The following is a 17,457-nucleotide window of genomic DNA, read 5'->3' as shown; positions in this document are numbered from 1 at the left end:
CGTCTAAAAATCATTTGTAACCTGCGATGCTAATCCCTTTTTACCGGTTGATAGCATTGACGGGTTGGTTTTCAAGCTACGCTAAGTAGACCTCAGGTCGCCAAACAGCACTCATGATGAAGATACTCGCCATTACCGGCCCGCTCTCCAAGGCTCGCCACCAACGCTGTTGTGAATGCGATTTGCTGTTCACGTTGCCGCCGTTAACCCGCAATCAGGCCGCCTACTGCCCACGTTGCAACGCCAAAGTGGTGAATGGCCGCGACTGGTCAATGACCCGCCTGACCGCCGTAGCCGTCACCATGCTATTGCTGATGCCCTTTGCCTTTAGCGAGCCGTTGATCAGCATTCGCCTGCTCGGCACGAAGATTAACGCTAGCCTGTTGGAAGGCATCTGGCAAATGAGCAGCCAGGGGGATCCGTTTACCGCCAGCATGGTCGCCTTCTGCACCATCGGCGCGCCGCTGACGCTATCACTGTCATTACTGTACCTATGGTTTGGCCATACGCTCGGCATGAACCTGCGGCCAGTGCTGCTGATGCTGGAGCGTCTGAAAGAGTGGATCATGCTCGATATTTACCTGATCGGCATGGTGGTCGCGGCGATCAAGGTCAAGGAATATGCAGATATTGAACCCGGCAGCGCCCTGATTGCCTATCTGGCATTGACCCTGCTCAGCCTGCTGACGCTGATCCACATGAACCTGGAGCAGATGTGGGAACGCTACTATCCGCAGGAACAGCCAGAGGGCAAATCAGAGGCGTTACACGTCTGCCTGGCCTGCCATTTTACCGGTTTTCAGGATGAGCGTGGCCGCTGCCCCCGCTGTCATGTGCCGATGTGCCATCGCCAGCCTTACAGCCTACAAAAAACCTGGGCCGCGCTGATTGCCGCCATCGTGCTGCTAATCCCCGCCAACCTGCTGCCGATCTCGGTGGTTTACGCCAACGGCGCGCGTATGGAAGATACCATTTTCAGCGGCGTCGTCTCGCTGGCCAACTCGGGTAACATGCCGATCGCCGCCATCGTATTTATCGCCAGCGTCCTGGTACCCTTTACCAAGGTGATCGTGCTGCTGGTGCTGCTGTTCAGCATTCATTTCAAAACGTCGCACAGCCTCAAAACCCGCATCCGGCTGCTCCGGCTGGTCACCTGGGTTGGCCGCTGGTCGATGCTCGATCTGTTCGTGATCTCGTTGATGATGTCGCTGATCAATCGCGACCAACTGTTATCTTTTACTATGGGACCAGCAGCTTTTTACTTTGGGTCTGCGGTTATTTTAACTATCCTTGCCGTACAGTGGCTGGACAGCCGATTGATTTGGGATGCACATGCAACAGGAAACGCCGAATACGCCGACTGAGGCGCGGGTCAAAAACAAGCGCCGTATCTCGCCATTCTGGTTACTGCCGTTTATCGCCCTGCTGATTGCCGGGTGGCTGGTCTATACCAATTACCAGGAGAGCGGCAATAGCGTCACCATAGACTTCCAGTCTGCGGCAGGTATTGTCGCTGGCCGCACGCCTGTTCGTTACCAGGGTGTGGAAGTGGGTACCGTGCAAAGCATTTCGCTGAGCAAGGATCTGCGTAGTATCGTGGTTGAAGCCAGTATCAAAAGCGATCTGGAAGACTCACTGCGGGAAGGCACGCAATTCTGGCTGGTGACACCCAAAGCCTCATTGGCAGGGGTTTCCGGCCTGGATGCGCTGGTCGGTGGTAACTACATCGGCATGATGCCGGGCCGCGGTAAACCGCAAACCCACTTCACCGCGCTGGATACGCAGCCGAAATACCGCCTGAATACCGGCGAGCTGATGATCCACCTGCAAGCAGACGACCTCGGTTCCCTGAACACCGGTTCGCTGGTCTATTATCGCAAGATCCCGGTCGGTAAAGTGTATGACTACACTATTTCGCCGGGTAACAAAGGCGTGATCATCGACGTGCTGATCGACCGCCGCTTTGCCAATCTGGTGAAGGACAACACCCGCTTCTGGAACGTTTCCGGTTTTAAAGGCGATTTCAGCCTGTCCGGTGCCAGCGTGCAGATGGAGAGCCTGGCAGCGTTGGTAAACGGTGCGATAGCCTTTGACTCCCCGCTCGACGGCAAGCAGGCCAAGGCCGATCAAAACTTTACGCTGTATCCGGACCTGGCCCACAGCCAGCGTGGGGTTAACATCTCGCTAGACCTGCCCGACGGCAACAGCCTGAGCGAGGGACACACGCCGCTGATGTATCAAGGATTGCAGGTCGGCACCTTGACTCGTCTGGCTCTGCAACAGGATAGCAAGGTAACCGGCGAACTCACCATCGATCCTTCGGTGGTCGATCTGATGCGTAGCGGCACGCGCATTGAGATGCGCAGCCCAAAAATCAGCCTTAACGACGCCAAGCTGAGCCAGCTGTTAACCGGCAACACACTAGAGTTGGTGCCGGGTGAAGGTGAACCCCAGCAGCATTTTACCGTGTTGGACAGCAGTAAAACGCTGCTGCAACAGCCTGGCGTGGTGACAGTCACCTTGAATGCCCCGCAAAGCTACGGCATCGACGTTGGGCAGCCATTAATCGTGCACGGTATCAAGGTCGGCCAGATCCTGACCCGTACCCTGACCGACGGCGGTGTGACCTTTACGGCAGCGATCGAAGCACAGCACCGCAGTTTGCTGCACAAAGACAGTAAATTCGTGGTCAACAGCCGTGTGGATGTCAAATTCGGGCTGGACGGTGTGCAGGTGTTGGGGGCCAGCGCCCAGGAGTGGCTGGACGGCGGCGTACGCCTGATCCCTGGTGGTAAAGGCGAGCCGGACGCGCAGTATCCGCTGTACAGCAACGCGGAAAAAGCCGCCGAAGGCATCGTCGGCAACAACCCACTGCCTACCTTGACGCTTACTGCCACCAGCCTGCCAGATGTGCAAGCCGGTTCGGTGGTGCTATACCGCAAGTTTCAGGTGGGTGAGATTGTCAACGTACGGCCTAAGGCCAACGAGTTTGACGTTGAGGTCTATATCAGCCCGGAATACCGCAAGCTGTTAACCAGCGAAAGCATTTTCTGGGCGGAAGGCGGTGCCAAGGTGCAATTGAACGGCAGCGGCCTGACGGTGCAGGCTTCCCCGCTCAACCGCGCGCTGAAAGGCGCCATCAGCTTTGATAACCTGCAGGGCGTTACGCTGGATAAAGGGGCCAAACGCGTGCTGTACGCCTCAGAAACCGCCGCTCGCGCCGTGGGTAGCCAGATCACGCTACGCACCTATGATGCCAGCAAACTGTCCCCTGGCATGCCAATACGCTATCTGGGCATTGATATCGGCCAGCTTGAATCACTGAAACTGGCACCAGAGCGTAACGAGGTGCTGGCGAAAGCGGTATTGTACCCGGAGTATGTGAAAACCTTTGCCCGTCTCGGCAGCCGTTTTGCCATCGTTTCACCGGAGATTTCTGCCGCTGGGGTCAATAATCTGGACTCCCTGTTGCAGCCCTATATCAACGTGGAACCTGGCCACGGCGGTTCAATGCGCTCGTTTGAGCTGCAGGAAGCCAGCATTACCGACTCCCGCTACCTGGATGGCCTGAGCGTGATCCTGGACGCCGCCGAGACCGGTTCGCTGCAAATCGGCACACCGATCCTGTTCCGTGGCATTGAAGTGGGTACCGTGACCGGTTTCTATCTGGGGGCGATGTCAGATCGCGTGCACGTCTCGCTGCGCGTCAGCAAGAAATACCAGCATCTGGTGCGTAACAACACCGTCTTCTGGTTGGCCTCTGGCTATAACCTGCAGTTTGGCCTGACGGGCGGCGTGATCAAGAGCGGTACCTTCCAGCAATTTATTCGCGGCGGTATTGCCTTTGCCACCCCACCTAGCATTCCGCTGGCCCCTAAAGCCACGCCGAACAAACACTTCCTGCTGAATGCGGAAGAGCCGAAAGATTGGCGTGAATGGGGCACCGCCATCCCAAGGGACAACTGATAGCTAGCGGCAGGGTTCAATGTTCTGAACCCTGCCGCGCCCACCAAGATAATCCATACCATTACTGCTTTGCCATTCAACTCATTGACCGAAACTTACCGATATTCTCAGGGCGGGTGTTTATGGTAAACTAGCCCCTTCGATTTTTTTCCGCCCTGAGAGCTCCCTGTGGCTAAACCTGCCCCTGCTTTTTTGCCTCCTGCTTTTCTCGACGCAACTCGCGCCATCATGCCTGACCATTTATCCATGGATGACTTCATCGCTATTTGCCAACAACCCTTGCGGCGGAGCCTGCGGGTCAACACGCTGAAAATCAGCGTTGCGGACTTTCTGGCGTTGGTAAAAGACTACGACTGGCGGCTGGAACCCATCCCCTGGTGCCCCGAAGGCTTTTGGATCGAGCGCGAGGACGAAGCATTACGGCTGGGCAGCGCGGCGGAGCATCTAAGCGGCCTGTTCTACATTCAGGAAGCCAGTTCCATGCTGCCGGTGAGCGCCCTGTTTGCCGGGCGTGAAACCCCGCGCCGGGTGCTGGATGTCGCCGCCGCGCCGGGTTCCAAAACCACCCAGATCGCCGCGTTGATGGGCAATCAGGGCGGCATTGTCGCCAATGAATATTCGGCCAGCCGGGTCAAGGTGTTGCACGCCAACATCAGCCGCTGCGGCGTCAAAAATACGGCGCTGACCCATTTCGACGGCCGGGTGTTTGGCGCAGCCTTACCGGAAAGCTTTGACGCCATCCTGCTGGATGCGCCCTGCTCTGGTGAAGGCGTGGTGCGTAAAGATCCGGATGCCATGAGCAACTGGTCGCCAGAAAGCGTAACCAGCATCGCGCAAACCCAATGGGAACTGATCGACAGCGCCTTCCACGCCCTGGCCCCCGGCGGCGTGATGGTTTACTCCACCTGCACGCTGAATGCCCAGGAAAATCAACAGGTGGTACTTCAACTGTTGGCAACCTATGGCGACGCCGTCAGCGTTGAGCCGCTGGGCGACCTGTTCCCACAAGCGCAACTGGCCCTCACTCCAGAAGGCTTCCTGCACGTCTTCCCACAGATTTATGACAGTGAAGGCTTCTTTGTCGCCCGGCTACGCAAAAATCACAGCGTTCCGGCCTTGGCAAAACCGAGCTATAAGCTGGGCAAGTTCCCTTTCGCCCCACTTTCTGCCCAAGAGTCCTCGCTGGTGGCGCAGGCAGCTGCAGCCTCGGGTTTAGTCTGGGATGAAACCAGTAAATTATGGGCGCGGGATAAAGAAATCTGGCTGTTCCCAGCCGCGCTGGAGCCTTTAGTCAGCAAAGTGCGTTTTTCACGCATTGGCGTTAAGTTGGCGGAACGCTTCCCAAAAGGGTTCCGCTGGCAGCATGAGGCGGTGATCGCCTTGGCTGCCAGTGGCAACCCACAGACTTTTGAGCTCGATGCAGCACTGGCCCAGGAATGGTTCCATGGCCGCGATCTCTACCCCTCGCCCCCTCCACAGAGCAATGAGTGTATCGTCACTTATCAGCATCAACCCCTAGGGTTGGCCAAACTGATCGGCAGCCGGATTAAAAACAGTCTGCCCCGCGAACTGGTGCGCGACGGAGTGCTGGATTTTCATCAATAACGTCTAATAGGCGACGGTAACCGTTACAGTGTCACTATAGCTCCCCGCTGGCTGGTTGTTTTGCGACAGGTTAACCGAGGCGGTATAGGGAAAGGATTGCGAGGTGCCCGTGCCCGTCGCGTTGCTATTGGTGGCGGCGGTCCAAACGGTGCTATCCCCTTGAACAGCTGATACTGAATATAGCTGGTGGTGCCGTTTACCGTAGACGCCATTTGCCGGTATTGCCCCGAACTGGCGACGCTGCTGGTCAGGTTGACCGAATAGCTGGCGTTGAGGGTGCAACGTACGCTGAGGGTATTGGAAACTACCGTAGTGAGGCCAGACGGCAACGCCGCGCTACCGAACCCGACATTTGGCGCGCTGTCGATATAGCAATAGTTGCTGACAACCAGCGACAGGTTGATATAGGAACCCGTCGGGATACTACCGGTGTCTGCAAGACATAGCAGTGTCCCAATTGCCACCGAGCAGATGTTCCAGGTCCAGGCAATCGGAATGGTATCGGTATAAGTGCCAGCGGCCAGATTGGAGTTCATTTGTGGCCGGATAAAAATCGGCAGCGTGCTGCTTGGCCCGGTAAACAGGCCTAATAAACCCAGAGCGGTGGTACTGCTCCAGGTGATGACACTGCCCTGATTATACAGGGTGCTGCAGCCGCCATCCTGGCACAGGCTATAAGGCAGATACTGGCCAGTTGCCGCACTATATAGGCGGGGTTGTGTCCCGTTGGGATGTAAAGTCGAGCCGATGGTTGCAGTGATGGTGTTAGTGCCACCAATATTGAGCAACCCACCGGTGCATTTAAGCCCGCTACTGACAGAGGTGGTTAACGGGGTACTGCTGACATCAAAGGAATTTTGCGTGCCCAGACTACCTGCGGTTGCAGGGGCGGTGCAGCCCGCCCAACCGAATGGCATTACCCCCACTAACAGCAGCAATGCCAATCCTGCTCGCATCCATCGTAATAACATAATCATGATTTTTTCTCTTCGGCACTGCCTTGGCAGACCAGCGGCCCGACCTGTTCAATGCTGTGATAATTGGGGTTCAGGTCGAAATCCACACGGCACATTGAGCGGTCGTCCTGCTGAATACTTAACTGGCCGTGGGATTGTAAATGTGAGAAGTACACCAGCCCGTCATAGCCGACGACAGTGGTTTGTTGCGTGGTCTGTTCCGTGACCAACGTGCCCAATTTCAGCGGTTGCCCAGTGCTGTCATGCAACGTGATATTGGCCGAGAGGACTTTTTGTACCGGGAATTTCACCACCATCCCGCTGCCCTGCTTAACGGCAATGCGATTGTTGACCTGGTTGGCCACCACGTCCGCCGGTAACGGCAGCGTGTCGATCTCGACCTTGGCCGGATAGTACGAACTGATCGACGGGATCAGCAGGTGCCCGTTGCTGTCGGTAGTGCCCATCTTCTGATTCTCATACAGCACCGAAACCCCGGCATAATTATCGGTATCCACCACGATAAACGCGTCGTTGATCTTGTCCGACAGGAACCAGGAGTTGGCCATAAACACCACTGAGCCGCTCAGGTCTGTCCAGTTGGTATATTCCCCTTGTGGGCCGAAGATGCCGCCTTGCAGCGTGGCATAGCGGGTTTTCCAGGTGACATCGGCCTGTTGATAGGCATCACCACCGCCGCTGTAAGCCAGATTCCAGCCCATGCCGCCATCCGTGGGAGCTGCCTTGCTGGCCCCCACCTGTTGCTGATAATGCCCATTATTGTTACGTGCCAACCCGGCATTGAGGCTGATATCACTGCCCAGTGGAATAATGAATTGCAACTGCGCACTGTAACCGTTATCCCCCAACGTTTTGTTGAGTGAGACAAACATGCTGCTCTGGCCCCACAGGGCACGGCTGTAAGAGAAGTTAACCAGGCGGGTATGCGAGTTGTCATAGGCCTGCACGTCGTAATAGCCCAAGCCCAAAGTGCCATTGTTTGAGCCAAACGGCGAAGCGCTGAAGGTGGCCTGGTCGGATTTACGGCTCAGGCGGGTATTACTGGTGTAAGAAGTGAGATCCTGATAACCCACGGTGCGCGAGGCCCGCTGTGCCGAAAAGCTAAATAGCGTCGAATTATAGGAGTAGCCCAAAGTGTACTGGCTACCATCCTTTTTATCCGTCACGTTAGTGCCCAGCGGATTATCAATATCCTGATTGGGATCGGGCATACCTGGCGTATTCGGCCGGACAATCTGGTCGTTCACCACGTCGCTGGTCGCCACCGGCGGATGATTAGCCTTGCTCTGGCTGCCAGACAGGCTCAGCGTCCCCCAGGTCCCCACCGCGATATCGGCCCCTAACCCGCCGAGTGCCAGCCCTTGCGTAGCCTCGGTGTGTCCGGACAGCGTCAGATAATTACTCAGCCCGTAGCGGTAAATCCCGCTGAAAGCCGCGTCGGAATAGTCACCGTTGGAGATGCCATAATCCTGGCGTACCGCGCCAAGTGACACATCAAAGTCGCTCAGGTTTTTACGCAACAGGGTGTTGGACACATAAAACGGCACCGTGGTCGATACCTGGCGCCCGACCGCATCGGTGGTGACGATTGTCGCTTCACCGGCACCGTTGATATAAGGCACATTAGTGAGGGTAAACGGCCCGGAGTTAAGATTATTGCTGCTGGCCTTAAAACCGTTGAGAAACAAGTCCACGGTGCTGGGGACCGCAGCGGTACCGCTATATTGCAACAGCGGATAGGTCACCAGATCCGGGCGCAGGGCAAAATTGCGGCTGATGCGTAATCCTCCCATGCGGGCTGAATTACTCCAGGTTAGCGAGTTGCTGACAAAATCCCCAAGCTGATAGCTGATCAGATCTTGCTCATCGCTATAACGCCAGAACGTATCGTAGCGCAGATAGCGGTCTTGTACGGCACTGCCGCCCTCGCCCGATACTGTGTCGATATTGTAGCGATAGGTCCCGGAGTTACTGATAAACCCCAGGTTGCTGAACAAACGCTGCTCCATCCAGGTGGCAACCGATCTGGAGCCCTCGTGGGGATCGGTATAATAGGAATCGTAGTTTAGCAGCAGACCGGTGCTGCTTTGCGCCACCGTGTAATTCATCAGGTTGCCGCCGCCGACGTCCTGTTTTGGCAACCAGGCATCCGGTACTTGCAAGGTCAGTTGCTGGGCGGAAGAATCATATTTCACCTTCACCCCAGGCAGATCCTCGACCTTAATCAACCCTTGTTGACCATTGGTATGCACGTGGTTCTTTGCCAGCACGCCGGCCTCCACGTAATACGCATTGTCCCGATAGGTCACGGGAACCACCTGCCCGTCGCTCTGGCCATTGACGACTAGGGTCAGGTAGAACATCGCATTGGTGATCACCGGTGCCGCACGCGGGGCATCGGGCAATGATGAGTATTCCTGCGCCTGAACGCAGAAGGTACTCAGGCAGAGCAGGCACAGACCGCCCCGGCAATACAGCGGATACTGATGACCGGGACGAGTAATGGCTCGGATCGACATTCGCCGCGCGTCCTGACGTTATTCGCCGCGCGCAATGACAATAGGCTTGGTGTTATCCGCAATCTGGGCATTGAGTTGCCCACCAGGACTAACCCCGGCAGGAACCGGCCAGCGCATTGACTGGCCCGGCAACACGTAGCCCATAAAGCCCGCGTTCATGGTTTTCACACCCTGCTGCTGGTTGCCAGGCTGAGACCAGAACACATTGCTCAACCGCGCATGTACGATGCCGCTATTACGGACCTGCAAATAGGTTTTTCCGCCATCATTAACCGTGCTCCATTGCAGCACTGGGCGCGTCGCCGTAGCCGCATCGCGTTTGATATCGCTACGTTCGTTGGTCCACAAGCCGCCACCATCCATAAACAGCGGCAGCAGATAGCGCATCTGTAATTGCAGTCCTACTACCGCTTTGCTTTGCCCCCCGGCAGCGCCGTTGATCGGCGACGGGATTTCATCAACGATGATGCGGTAGGCCTGCTCAGTATTGGCCGGTACCGGCGTATTGCGGATCAGCCTGATCAACTGCCGTTGCCCTGGCGGTACGGTGGCAAACGGTGGGCTGGCGACCACGTTATTCTGATCGGCATAGCGCTCGTTAAAATTTTCCTGTTTCCACGCCAGCACCCGCACCTGAAGAGAAACGGGTTCTGCCCCTCTGTTTTCCAGCCATAAGGCGGAACCATTCTGATCGGATTCAATGATTTGATACACCGGCCAGACCAGCACCGAGCTGGCGGCTTGTGCCGTGATTGAAGCACACAGGGTGTAACTCAGTACTACAGCGCTGATAATGCGGGTAAACAAGGTCGACATGGCTCATATCCTGATGATTCAATAAGTTAATGTTACGGTGACCGTATCGGTATAAGTTCCTGCCGAAGGCAGTGTGGTCACGGCGTATAAACGGGCATAAACCGGGTAGGTTTGTGTGGTACTGGGAAAGCTGGGGATAGACATTGCCAATGCGCCATTACCCCAGACCTGACTACGGTTGGCATCACGAAACAGCTGATAACCCAGCGTGTCGCTATTAGCACTGTTTTGCATGAAACGACGGGTGGCATTGCCCCCGTGGGTACCGTAATCCATGGCAATAGTGACCGTCGCTCCCGGCGTACAGGTCACCACCACCGAACCGGCACCCGCAGTGCTCACGGTATCGACATTACTGGCAATGGTTGTCATGGTGCCGAAATTGATGGTACCGAGGTTGGAAGTGGGGCTGGAAATCGAGCTGCCAAAAGCGCAGCCGTTGGTCAGAGTTGCCGTTACGGTAAAGGTCGTGGTGGTTGGCGTGGCGGCACGTAGCTCACCACACATCATCAACGGCAGCAGGATCAAAGAGAAATAGCGCATCAATGGCCCCCGCTACCAGGACACGGTGACATTCACCGTATCCAGATAAACACCGGCAGCCGGCGTGGTTTGCGCCGGAACACGACCATAGACGGTGTGCCATTGATCGGCACCGTTGCCGGTGTCACTCAGCCCGGTGGTATTATCCCAAATCGTCCCCCCGGGTTGGTTGGTGTAAAGGTTGTAGAGCACGCTAGCCGAACTGTTGGTGGTATTCACCATTTTGCGATTCGTGACCACGCCGCTGCTGCCTCCATCCAGCAAGATTTTATAACTCAGCCCACTGACGCATTTGACACGGATCGAGCCCGCCAACTGGGCGCTGGTCGCGTTAATCACAGTGTTCACAGCGGCAAAATTGCCGAAATTCATCGTGCCAAAGCTGGTATTGCCAGACGTCGTTGTTCCCGCTTCACAGGCGGGCAGCAACGTGGCCGCAATGCCGATCGTCGCCGCCTGGCCTAAGGGAATGTTGAGCAGCAAAGACTGCGACAAGATCGCTGGCAACAGCAGCAATACCCTGATCCCCATGCTCATTCCTTCCCGTATAGAAAACCAGCCAGGGGCTGATTCGCCCCCGACGGAATAACAGCCTTACCAGGAAAGCGTGGCGACTACGGTATCGTTGTAAGTCCCTGCGGTTGGTGTGGTACTGAGTTGGTCGCCAGGTAATACGCGGCCATAAATCGGGATGTTTTGCGCCGTTGTGCCCGTCGTTAAAGCAATAGGCGTATTAATGGCGATTTCCGTGGTACGCGCACTATCAGAATAGAGGCGATAAGGAATGGTGTCGCCACCGGAACTCATAGCACGCAGCGCGCCCGTTGCCGCCAGACCGCCATTGAGCGACAGCGTCGGGCTAAGGCCGGTGCTGCAGGTGATGGTGACCGCGCTGGAGCCATTGGCACCAAACACCGTACCGTTGATTACGCTGGTCAGATCGGAGTAACTGCCAAAGTTCAAGGTCCCCCATTGGTTGGCGCCGCCAGTCGCACCGCCATTACCCACGGTACAGCCGCTACCGATCGTCAACTGAATACCGACTTGCCCTGTCAAGGTCCCCGCAGCCTGTACACCGGAGGTCAACGCCAAGGTTGCAGCAGCCAGCAAGGCCAGTAATAAACTCTTTTTTTCGCCCATGATAACTCCCAATAACAACTTACACCGATGTGTATTCATGCAACCAGGTTGCGTATGGAAATTCTCTGGTGGACTCACGCACTGCCAAAAACTGCCAAAGATGACGCTCAAGCCGGGTTCTGATTTTTTGCAAGGGAACCCTGACGGTAACAGCCTGATGAAACAGGCTATCGAGGTTAAATATAGATTAATAAATTTAGCTTAAGCGGAATTTATCTACTTTAAGTCAAATAAGAATAAAAAACCGTTTTTCAAATTATTAACAAATTTTACTCCAGTAAATCACGCCATAGCTCGACTTTAAAATGGTTAAGAGGTGCGATAGTGAGTAACGTTAATATTTATCGTGGCAACTAAGTGATCCTTGACGGTTGGGTTGAGTGCCTAGAACGGCGCCCAGCGGGCCGATGGCATCTTTTTTTGTGACTTTTTCGCCCCTTTGTCTATGCTTATTGGGTGGTCGCAACTGGTCACACCTCATACCACTAGTTTCAGCAAGGAGTTCCAATGGGCAAAACCGTCGTGAAAATAGGCAGCTTCGAGGTTGATGACGCGCATTTAACGCCAGCATCTGAACACGCCGAAGGGAAAAGCACCCTGGCGATCCCCTGCAAATCAGACCCCGACCTGTGCATGCAGCTGGACGGTTGGGACGAGCACACCAGTATTCCGGCTATGCTGGATGGCCAACAGTCGCTGCTGTACAAACAGCATTACGATCGACATGCGGATGCCTGGGTGATGCGGCTGGAGTAGAGAGGTTCAGGAGAAAGGACGCGCCGTGTTCCCATTGGGCACGGCACGTTGTGTTATGCGATGGCGATACCACGCCCGGCAAAGAAACGGCCGAAGTCCGTCAGTGACATTGTCACCTTCTGGCGACTGGCGAGGCTGTCACCGGAAGGATTATGAAAGGTAACGCTATGCCGATCGGCAGCAAACACCAACACCAGATGCCCACCCCGGGATGGCGGTTGTGACGCTGGTTGCCGGATATTCGGATGCACCGAGGCGATAAAATAGCGGTGCTGCTCCAGCAACGGCGGCAACTGATGTTCATCGAGATTGACTCGCACCTCCGCCGTTAGCGCAAACTGTTCACTCACAAACACCACAAAGGGTGCATAAATCAGCCCTTTTATCCGTTCGCCGTCACGCACATAGGCCCCGTAAGGCAAGCTGCGGCGTGCCAGCTCCAGCAATGGCGGTGCCGTGCCGTCCCGGTGCGTCAGCACCATTTTCAGACAGGCCATGCCGCACACGTGGTTGGCCCACTCGACATATTCCGCCGGGCTGGCCGCCCCGCTCTGCACCCAGTTGGCATCATCCGCCAACGTGGCACGCCCGGCAATCAGATCGGCAGCCAGCTCTGGCGTCGCCCATTGGCACACGTAGGGCACTTCAGGCTGTGACATCACTCAGAACTTTTCGATAACCTTGAAATGCATCAACACCAGCGTCATATCCGGTGAGAACAGTTCATACTCTTCAAAGAAGCGTTTATGCTCTTTGCGCCAGTAATCCAGCGAGCGATCGCCTTCACCTTCCGCCAGGGCATGAGCCGCATCCACCTGCTCATAGGTGCTCATATCCACCTTCGTCAGCTCAATGGCGCACACCGGCTCATTCTTGCCGTCCACCACCACAAAGACATCGCCAGGCTGTGGAATACCTTCACCATCCAGATTGGAGCAGGTGGCGGTCTTGACGCCATCCAGCACCAGCTTCACCAACTCATCCGCCTGCTGTTCGGTATCACCAAACGCCCAACGTTCTACATTTTCATACTTTTCAGGAATGGCCATTGCTTTACCTTTATTGATTGAGTCACAGGTGCTCAGGCAATATTACACCGTATTCCCTCACGTCTGCATCCATCACGTTGCCGCTCCACCTCGCAGCCCCTGCTTTTTACCTGACTTTACGGTAAAGTTCTGTGCGTATCGCAGCGCAGCATTCATACTGTGGATCAACACGTCCTCAATGGCAGCCAATCTGCCAGGGCAATAAAATGAATCAGGCAGAGCAAGATCCCGATGACACCTTCAGTGATTTACTGAAAATCATCACAGTTATAGCCATCACCCTTATCGCTCTGGGTAGTTGGTACCTCTGCGTCTAAAGGAAAATAAGGAATCCCGACTTGCCAACCAAGCGTATGCGTACCAAACACTGGAAAATGTTTGTGATCCTGGTGCTGATCTGTCTGGCCCTGCTGTTATTGCGCTGGGCGGCTATCGTCTTCGGTTAACCCTGCGTTTTGTTAGTCGCCTCTCCCGCTCGGGCTGCAGGCGCTTTGGACACCGGCTCCAGAAGTTCACGCAGATAGGCGATGCGGGCCTCCCCCTGTGGTAGCCACCAACGGCACCAACGATTTTTCACTTCGGCATGTCGGCTAAGTTGATAATAAGCCGCTAATTGTTCGACCAGTTTCATGGTTTCGCCCCCCTCATTGATTTGACAAAACCAGTATTGAATATAAAAACCAGAAGAAACACTGATGGGATGATTTTTATACTTCCGGTTTTATTTTCTCTGTGGCCTGGCGGGTAGCGCAGCCGGTTGGCAACTGCTACATTGAGCAAAAATCACCCAGCTGAGGTTGGCGATGAAGTTCTCGGAACAGGAGATCAAACCAGTATGGGATGAGGTTGCCCGATTGATTGGCGACAGCGTGATGCAGTTGCGTCATCGCGGAGAGGAATTATCGGTGGAGAGCCTGTCCAAGCAGTTGGCGCAGCATCTGGCGGAAAGCCACGATATTGAGCAGCGCATCCTGATCGGTGCGGCGATCAACATGCTGAAAGAGGGAAAGTGAATCGCCAACCGAAATGGTTGGCGATCCTGTAAGAGCCCAAGGTATGCAAGCCCGGCCTCTCTTAGTGCTATATTCTCACGTCAGCCCTGGCAGAGTAATCGGAATAGTCCAGATTGGTGACAAAGAATACGCGGGCGCGGCCTACAGCGCCTCTACAACAGCGTGGCAGGCACGATATCGGCCCATAGGGCCCGCGCATCATTGCCCTGAGCCACCAGCCGTAGCGGGCCATTCCCTGGTAGCCACCAGCAACCCTGGCGTGCGGCCAGCAAGCTGCCGTCTGGCAACTGCCATTGCCCTCGCAGCAGATATAGCACACCGGCATGTTGTAACGATAACCCGATGGTCTCAGCAATGCGTTGCACATGCGCCTGGTAGTGGCCACGCCGCGTCATGATGTTGAAATCCTGGCTGCTGCCGCCTAATAATCTGGCCTCTAGCGCCACATCCCCGGAGAAGGCAAAAGGCTCACCGATGCGCTGCAACTGGTGGTCGATCAGGCCTTCGCTGTACAAATGTACGCCATCGCCTTCCAGCAAAGTAATGGAACGATCAATGCCGTTGAAGGCCGAGAAAGGCCCATCCTGCGCGATGGTGGCAATGCTGGCACGCCAGCCGAATTCGGCGTTGCCCGGCGGTTGGCTGGTAATTTCGCGCGTTTCTCCACCGCCATTACGCCACGGGCTCACCGGCAGATCGGCAAAATCGAAACGGTTCAGTTTCATCACGCCTCCTGTTGGAAAGTTTTCAGCACCTGTAGGAATTCAGCGCTGCTTTGCTGTTGCAACGCGTGACGCCCCTGCTCAATCACCTGTCGGCCGGCAACAAATACGTCGCGGATCTGTTCTTTGCCCCCGGCAAACAACCAGCGGTTGAGGATAGAAGCATCAGGCGCAGATGCCAGATACGGGTCGTCACCATCCAGCACCAACCAGTCCGCACGATAGCCTACCGCCAGTTTTCCGATTGCCGTACCGCAGGCCTGAGCGCCGCCCCGTAATGCCTGGTGATAAAGCACGTCTGCTACAGCGGGTTGCTCTGGCGTGGTCAGGCGGTTACGGCGCTGATCGCGCAGCCGCTGCCCATACTCAAACCAGCGTAACTCTTCCACCACGTTTAGGGAAACGTGGCTGTCTGATCCGATCCCCCAGCGCCCCTGGTGATGCAGGTAACTGTCGCCAGGGAAAATGCCGTCACCCAGATTGGCCTCTGTGGTCGGGCATAATCCGGCTACCGCTTTACTCCGAGCCAGTTGTTCAAGCTCTTCACGATCCAGATGAGTGGCATGCACCAGACACCAGCGGCTATCTACCGGTAAATGTTCATACAGCCAGGCCACCGGGCGTTGACCGCTCCAGGCCAGGCAGTCGTTAACCTCTTTTTGCTGCTCGGCGATATGAATATGTACCGGCAAGGTCTGGTCGGAGGCAGCCAGGATCTGCTGCATCTGCCCCAGTTCAACCGCCCGCAGCGAATGGAAACATAACCCCTGATTCTGCAATGGTTGACCTGCCAGTTGACGAGCTATCACCTGTTGCTGTTCGAGGTAACTCTCCGCACTCTGAATAAAGCGCCGTTGCCCCGCTTGCGCAGGCTGGGCACCAAACCCGGCGTAGCTGTAGAGCACCGGCAATAGCGTCATGCCAATGCCTGCCTGAAGCGCTGCCTCGCTGAGACGCCCGGTCATCTCGCCCCGGTCGGCGTAGGCTTTTCCTTCCGGTGTGTGATGCAGGTAATGGAACTCGGCAACCTGGGTGTAGCCGCCCTTGAGCATTTCGATATACAGTTGACGGGCGATAATCCCAACCTGCTCCGGGGTTAAGCGCTGGACCAGGCGATACATCAGATCGCGCCAGGTCCAGAAGCTGTCTTGTGGGTTGCCCGCTACCTCTGCCAGCCCGGCCATCGCGCGCTGGAAGGCATGAGAGTGCAGGTTCGGCATGCCCGGCACCACGTCGCCGTGCAGGCGCAGGCAACCGTCTGAGTCAGCATTGGGGGTCACTTGGGCCAATTGGCCGTGAGCGTCGACTTCGAGCCGTACGTTATGGGCCCAACCGGTCGGAAGCAGTGCGCGAGAGGCAAAATAAGCAGGCATAGCAGTATTCCAAAGTAGGTGTAACGGCTAAGAACGCACGACTGTCAGGCCGCGCAGGTAAAAAATTTGTAAACCAGTTTCATTCATCTGGTGAACGGACGCTTACTTGTATATACATATACATATCTTCAACATCAACAGTAAACTGGTGTTATTATTTTTTTATTTGACGAGGTTAACGTCGTGGTAGATCAACAGACCGTGTTGCAGCTGGCTGCAGCAATGAGCGAAACCCCCGCCCCGATCTATCAACGGGTCAAACAGGCCATCGTAAGCCAAATCCGTGCGGGCCACTGGCAGCCGCACCAACGCGTTCCCTCGGAAAGTGAACTGGTCAGCGAGCTGGGCGTCAGCCGCATGACCATCAACCGGGCCTTGCGTGAATTGACCAGCGAGGGCTTTTTGATCCGCATGCAGGGCGTTGGCACCTTCGTGGCCGAGGCCAAGGCACATACCGCGCTGTTGGAAGTGCATAATATCGCCGATGAGATCGCCGCCCGTGGGCACCGCCACAGCAGCAAAATTTTGCAGCTGACCGCCCGCCCGGCCAGCGCAGAGGAGGCGACGGCATTGGGGATCCCGCCGGGCCAGCAGCTGTTCTACTCGCAGATTGTGCATTATGAAAATGACGTGCCGGTACAGGTGGAAGATCGCTGCGTCAACCCGCTGGCCGCCCCCGATTATATGAAGCAGGATTTCGATCGGGTCACGCCCTATATTTACCTGACCCAGTCCGCTCCGCTGACCGCAGGTGAACATATTGTAGAAGCCGTGGTGCCAACCAAGCAGGAGCGCGAACTGCTGCAATTGGAAGATCACGAGCCAGGCCTGCTGATCCATCGTCGCACCTGGTCTGGCAAAATGGTGGTGACCTCCGCCCGCCTGCTCTATCCAGGCAGCCGCTATCAGCTGTTTGGCCGTTTTATCAATCAGGTTTAATTTCGACAGAGCGTGCTACCCAGTGGGCGCAGCGTAAAG

General features: G+C 55.9%; 18 protein-coding genes and 1 pseudogene. 7 read left to right on the top strand and 12 right to left on the bottom strand.

The genetic code is table 11. The features are described 5' to 3' along the window. Positions 1-116: 116 nt before the first annotated feature. From yebS to rsmF, 3 genes are all read left to right on the top strand, one after another. Complete coding sequence (yebS, locus tag D9980_RS05715) at positions 117-1,364, top strand: membrane integrity lipid transport subunit YebS (protein WP_121608960.1); 1,248 nt, start codon at positions 117-119, stop codon at positions 1,362-1,364. Next, a complete protein-coding gene (locus D9980_RS05710) occupies positions 1,333-3,966 on the top strand; it encodes a PqiB family protein (protein ID WP_121606688.1) in 2,634 nt (877 codons plus the stop codon). The genes yebS and D9980_RS05710 overlap by 32 nt, the downstream gene beginning before the upstream one ends. A gap of 168 nt (positions 3,967-4,134) precedes the next feature. Then, on the top strand, positions 4,135-5,571 hold the full coding sequence (gene rsmF / locus D9980_RS05705; protein ID WP_121606687.1) for a 16S rRNA (cytosine(1407)-C(5))-methyltransferase RsmF: 1,437 nt from the start codon (positions 4,135-4,137) through the stop codon (positions 5,569-5,571). A gap of 3 nt (positions 5,572-5,574) precedes the next feature. Here rsmF and D9980_RS27245 read toward each other — a convergent pair whose 3' ends face one another. The 7 genes and pseudogenes from D9980_RS27245 to D9980_RS05675 form a co-directional block, all read right to left on the bottom strand. After that, complete coding sequence (locus D9980_RS27245; RefSeq protein WP_370454328.1) at positions 5,575-5,853, bottom strand: spore coat protein U domain-containing protein; 279 nt, start codon at positions 5,851-5,853, stop codon at positions 5,575-5,577. A gap of 266 nt (positions 5,854-6,119) precedes the next feature. Then, positions 6,120-6,488: pseudogene (locus tag D9980_RS27240) on the bottom strand (spore coat protein U domain-containing protein); the annotation flags it as partial. A 56-nt stretch (positions 6,489-6,544) separates the two neighbouring features. Then, positions 6,545-9,067: a fimbria/pilus outer membrane usher protein gene (locus D9980_RS05695; RefSeq protein WP_121606686.1), complete on the bottom strand. Its 2,523-nt coding sequence runs from the start codon at positions 9,065-9,067 to the stop codon at positions 6,545-6,547. An 18-nt stretch (positions 9,068-9,085) separates the two neighbouring features. Further along, entirely contained in the window at positions 9,086-9,883 is a 798-nt protein-coding gene (locus D9980_RS05690; RefSeq protein WP_121606685.1) for a molecular chaperone, read from the bottom strand. A gap of 18 nt (positions 9,884-9,901) precedes the next feature. Next, positions 9,902-10,426 (bottom strand): spore coat U domain-containing protein, encoded by a 525-nt coding sequence (locus D9980_RS05685; RefSeq protein ID WP_121606684.1) that lies wholly within the window; start codon positions 10,424-10,426, stop codon positions 9,902-9,904. A gap of 12 nt (positions 10,427-10,438) precedes the next feature. Then, positions 10,439-10,957 carry a spore coat U domain-containing protein gene (locus tag D9980_RS05680; protein ID WP_065685973.1) on the bottom strand — a complete coding sequence of 173 codons (519 nt, stop codon included), beginning with the start codon at positions 10,955-10,957 and terminating at the stop codon, positions 10,439-10,441. Between the two features lie 63 nt (positions 10,958-11,020). Next, entirely contained in the window at positions 11,021-11,566 is a 546-nt protein-coding gene (locus D9980_RS05675) for a spore coat U domain-containing protein (RefSeq protein ID WP_121606683.1), read from the bottom strand. A 507-nt stretch (positions 11,567-12,073) separates the two neighbouring features. On the opposite strand from D9980_RS05675, the gene D9980_RS05670 reads away from it, so the two are divergent. Beyond that, positions 12,074-12,322 (top strand): DUF1480 family protein, encoded by a 249-nt coding sequence (locus D9980_RS05670; RefSeq protein WP_021178226.1) that lies wholly within the window; start codon positions 12,074-12,076, stop codon positions 12,320-12,322. 53 nt (positions 12,323-12,375) lie between these two features. Here the strand turns inward: D9980_RS05670 and D9980_RS05665 are convergent, their stop codons facing one another. Both D9980_RS05665 and D9980_RS05660 read right to left on the bottom strand, forming a co-directional pair. After that, positions 12,376-12,981 (bottom strand): hypothetical protein, encoded by a 606-nt coding sequence (locus D9980_RS05665; RefSeq protein WP_121606682.1) that lies wholly within the window; start codon positions 12,979-12,981, stop codon positions 12,376-12,378. Between the two features lie 3 nt (positions 12,982-12,984). Then, positions 12,985-13,371 carry an ASCH domain-containing protein gene (locus D9980_RS05660; protein ID WP_021804633.1) on the bottom strand — a complete coding sequence of 129 codons (387 nt, stop codon included), beginning with the start codon at positions 13,369-13,371 and terminating at the stop codon, positions 12,985-12,987. A gap of 338 nt (positions 13,372-13,709) precedes the next feature. Here D9980_RS05660 and yniD point away from each other — a divergent pair, with 338 nt between their 5' ends. Beyond that, positions 13,710-13,817, top strand: a complete 108-nt coding sequence (yniD, locus tag D9980_RS26945; protein WP_223499378.1) for a small membrane protein YniD — start codon at positions 13,710-13,712, stop codon at positions 13,815-13,817. Here yniD and D9980_RS05655 read toward each other — a convergent pair. Continuing rightward, positions 13,814-14,002, bottom strand: a complete 189-nt coding sequence (locus D9980_RS05655; RefSeq protein ID WP_024486130.1) for a hypothetical protein — start codon at positions 14,000-14,002, stop codon at positions 13,814-13,816. The genes yniD and D9980_RS05655 overlap by 4 nt on opposite strands. A gap of 172 nt (positions 14,003-14,174) precedes the next feature. Between D9980_RS05655 and D9980_RS05650 the strand changes: the two genes are divergently transcribed. Next, the gene (locus D9980_RS05650; RefSeq protein WP_024486131.1) at positions 14,175-14,384 is read left to right on the top strand and encodes a DUF2767 family protein; all 210 of its coding nucleotides are present in this window, start codon (positions 14,175-14,177) and stop codon (positions 14,382-14,384) included. A 152-nt stretch (positions 14,385-14,536) separates the two neighbouring features. Here D9980_RS05650 and D9980_RS05645 read toward each other — a convergent pair whose 3' ends face one another. Then, positions 14,537-15,109: a HutD family protein gene (locus tag D9980_RS05645; RefSeq protein ID WP_121606681.1), complete on the bottom strand. Its 573-nt coding sequence runs from the start codon at positions 15,107-15,109 to the stop codon at positions 14,537-14,539. Next, positions 15,109-16,479: a formimidoylglutamate deiminase gene (locus D9980_RS05640; RefSeq protein WP_121606680.1), complete on the bottom strand. Its 1,371-nt coding sequence runs from the start codon at positions 16,477-16,479 to the stop codon at positions 15,109-15,111. The genes D9980_RS05645 and D9980_RS05640 overlap by 1 nt, the downstream gene beginning before the upstream one ends. Before the next feature lie 183 nt (positions 16,480-16,662). Here D9980_RS05640 and hutC point away from each other — a divergent pair, with 183 nt between their 5' ends. Then, complete coding sequence (gene hutC / locus D9980_RS05635; RefSeq protein WP_021804639.1) at positions 16,663-17,418, top strand: histidine utilization repressor; 756 nt, start codon at positions 16,663-16,665, stop codon at positions 17,416-17,418. The last annotated feature ends 39 nt before the right edge of the window (positions 17,419-17,457 follow it).

This window comes from Serratia sp. 3ACOL1, from assembly GCF_003668775.1.
Classification (GTDB): domain Bacteria; phylum Pseudomonadota; class Gammaproteobacteria; order Enterobacterales; family Enterobacteriaceae; genus Chania; species Chania fonticola.
This window is presented reverse-complemented; position numbering and strand designations above follow the sequence as displayed.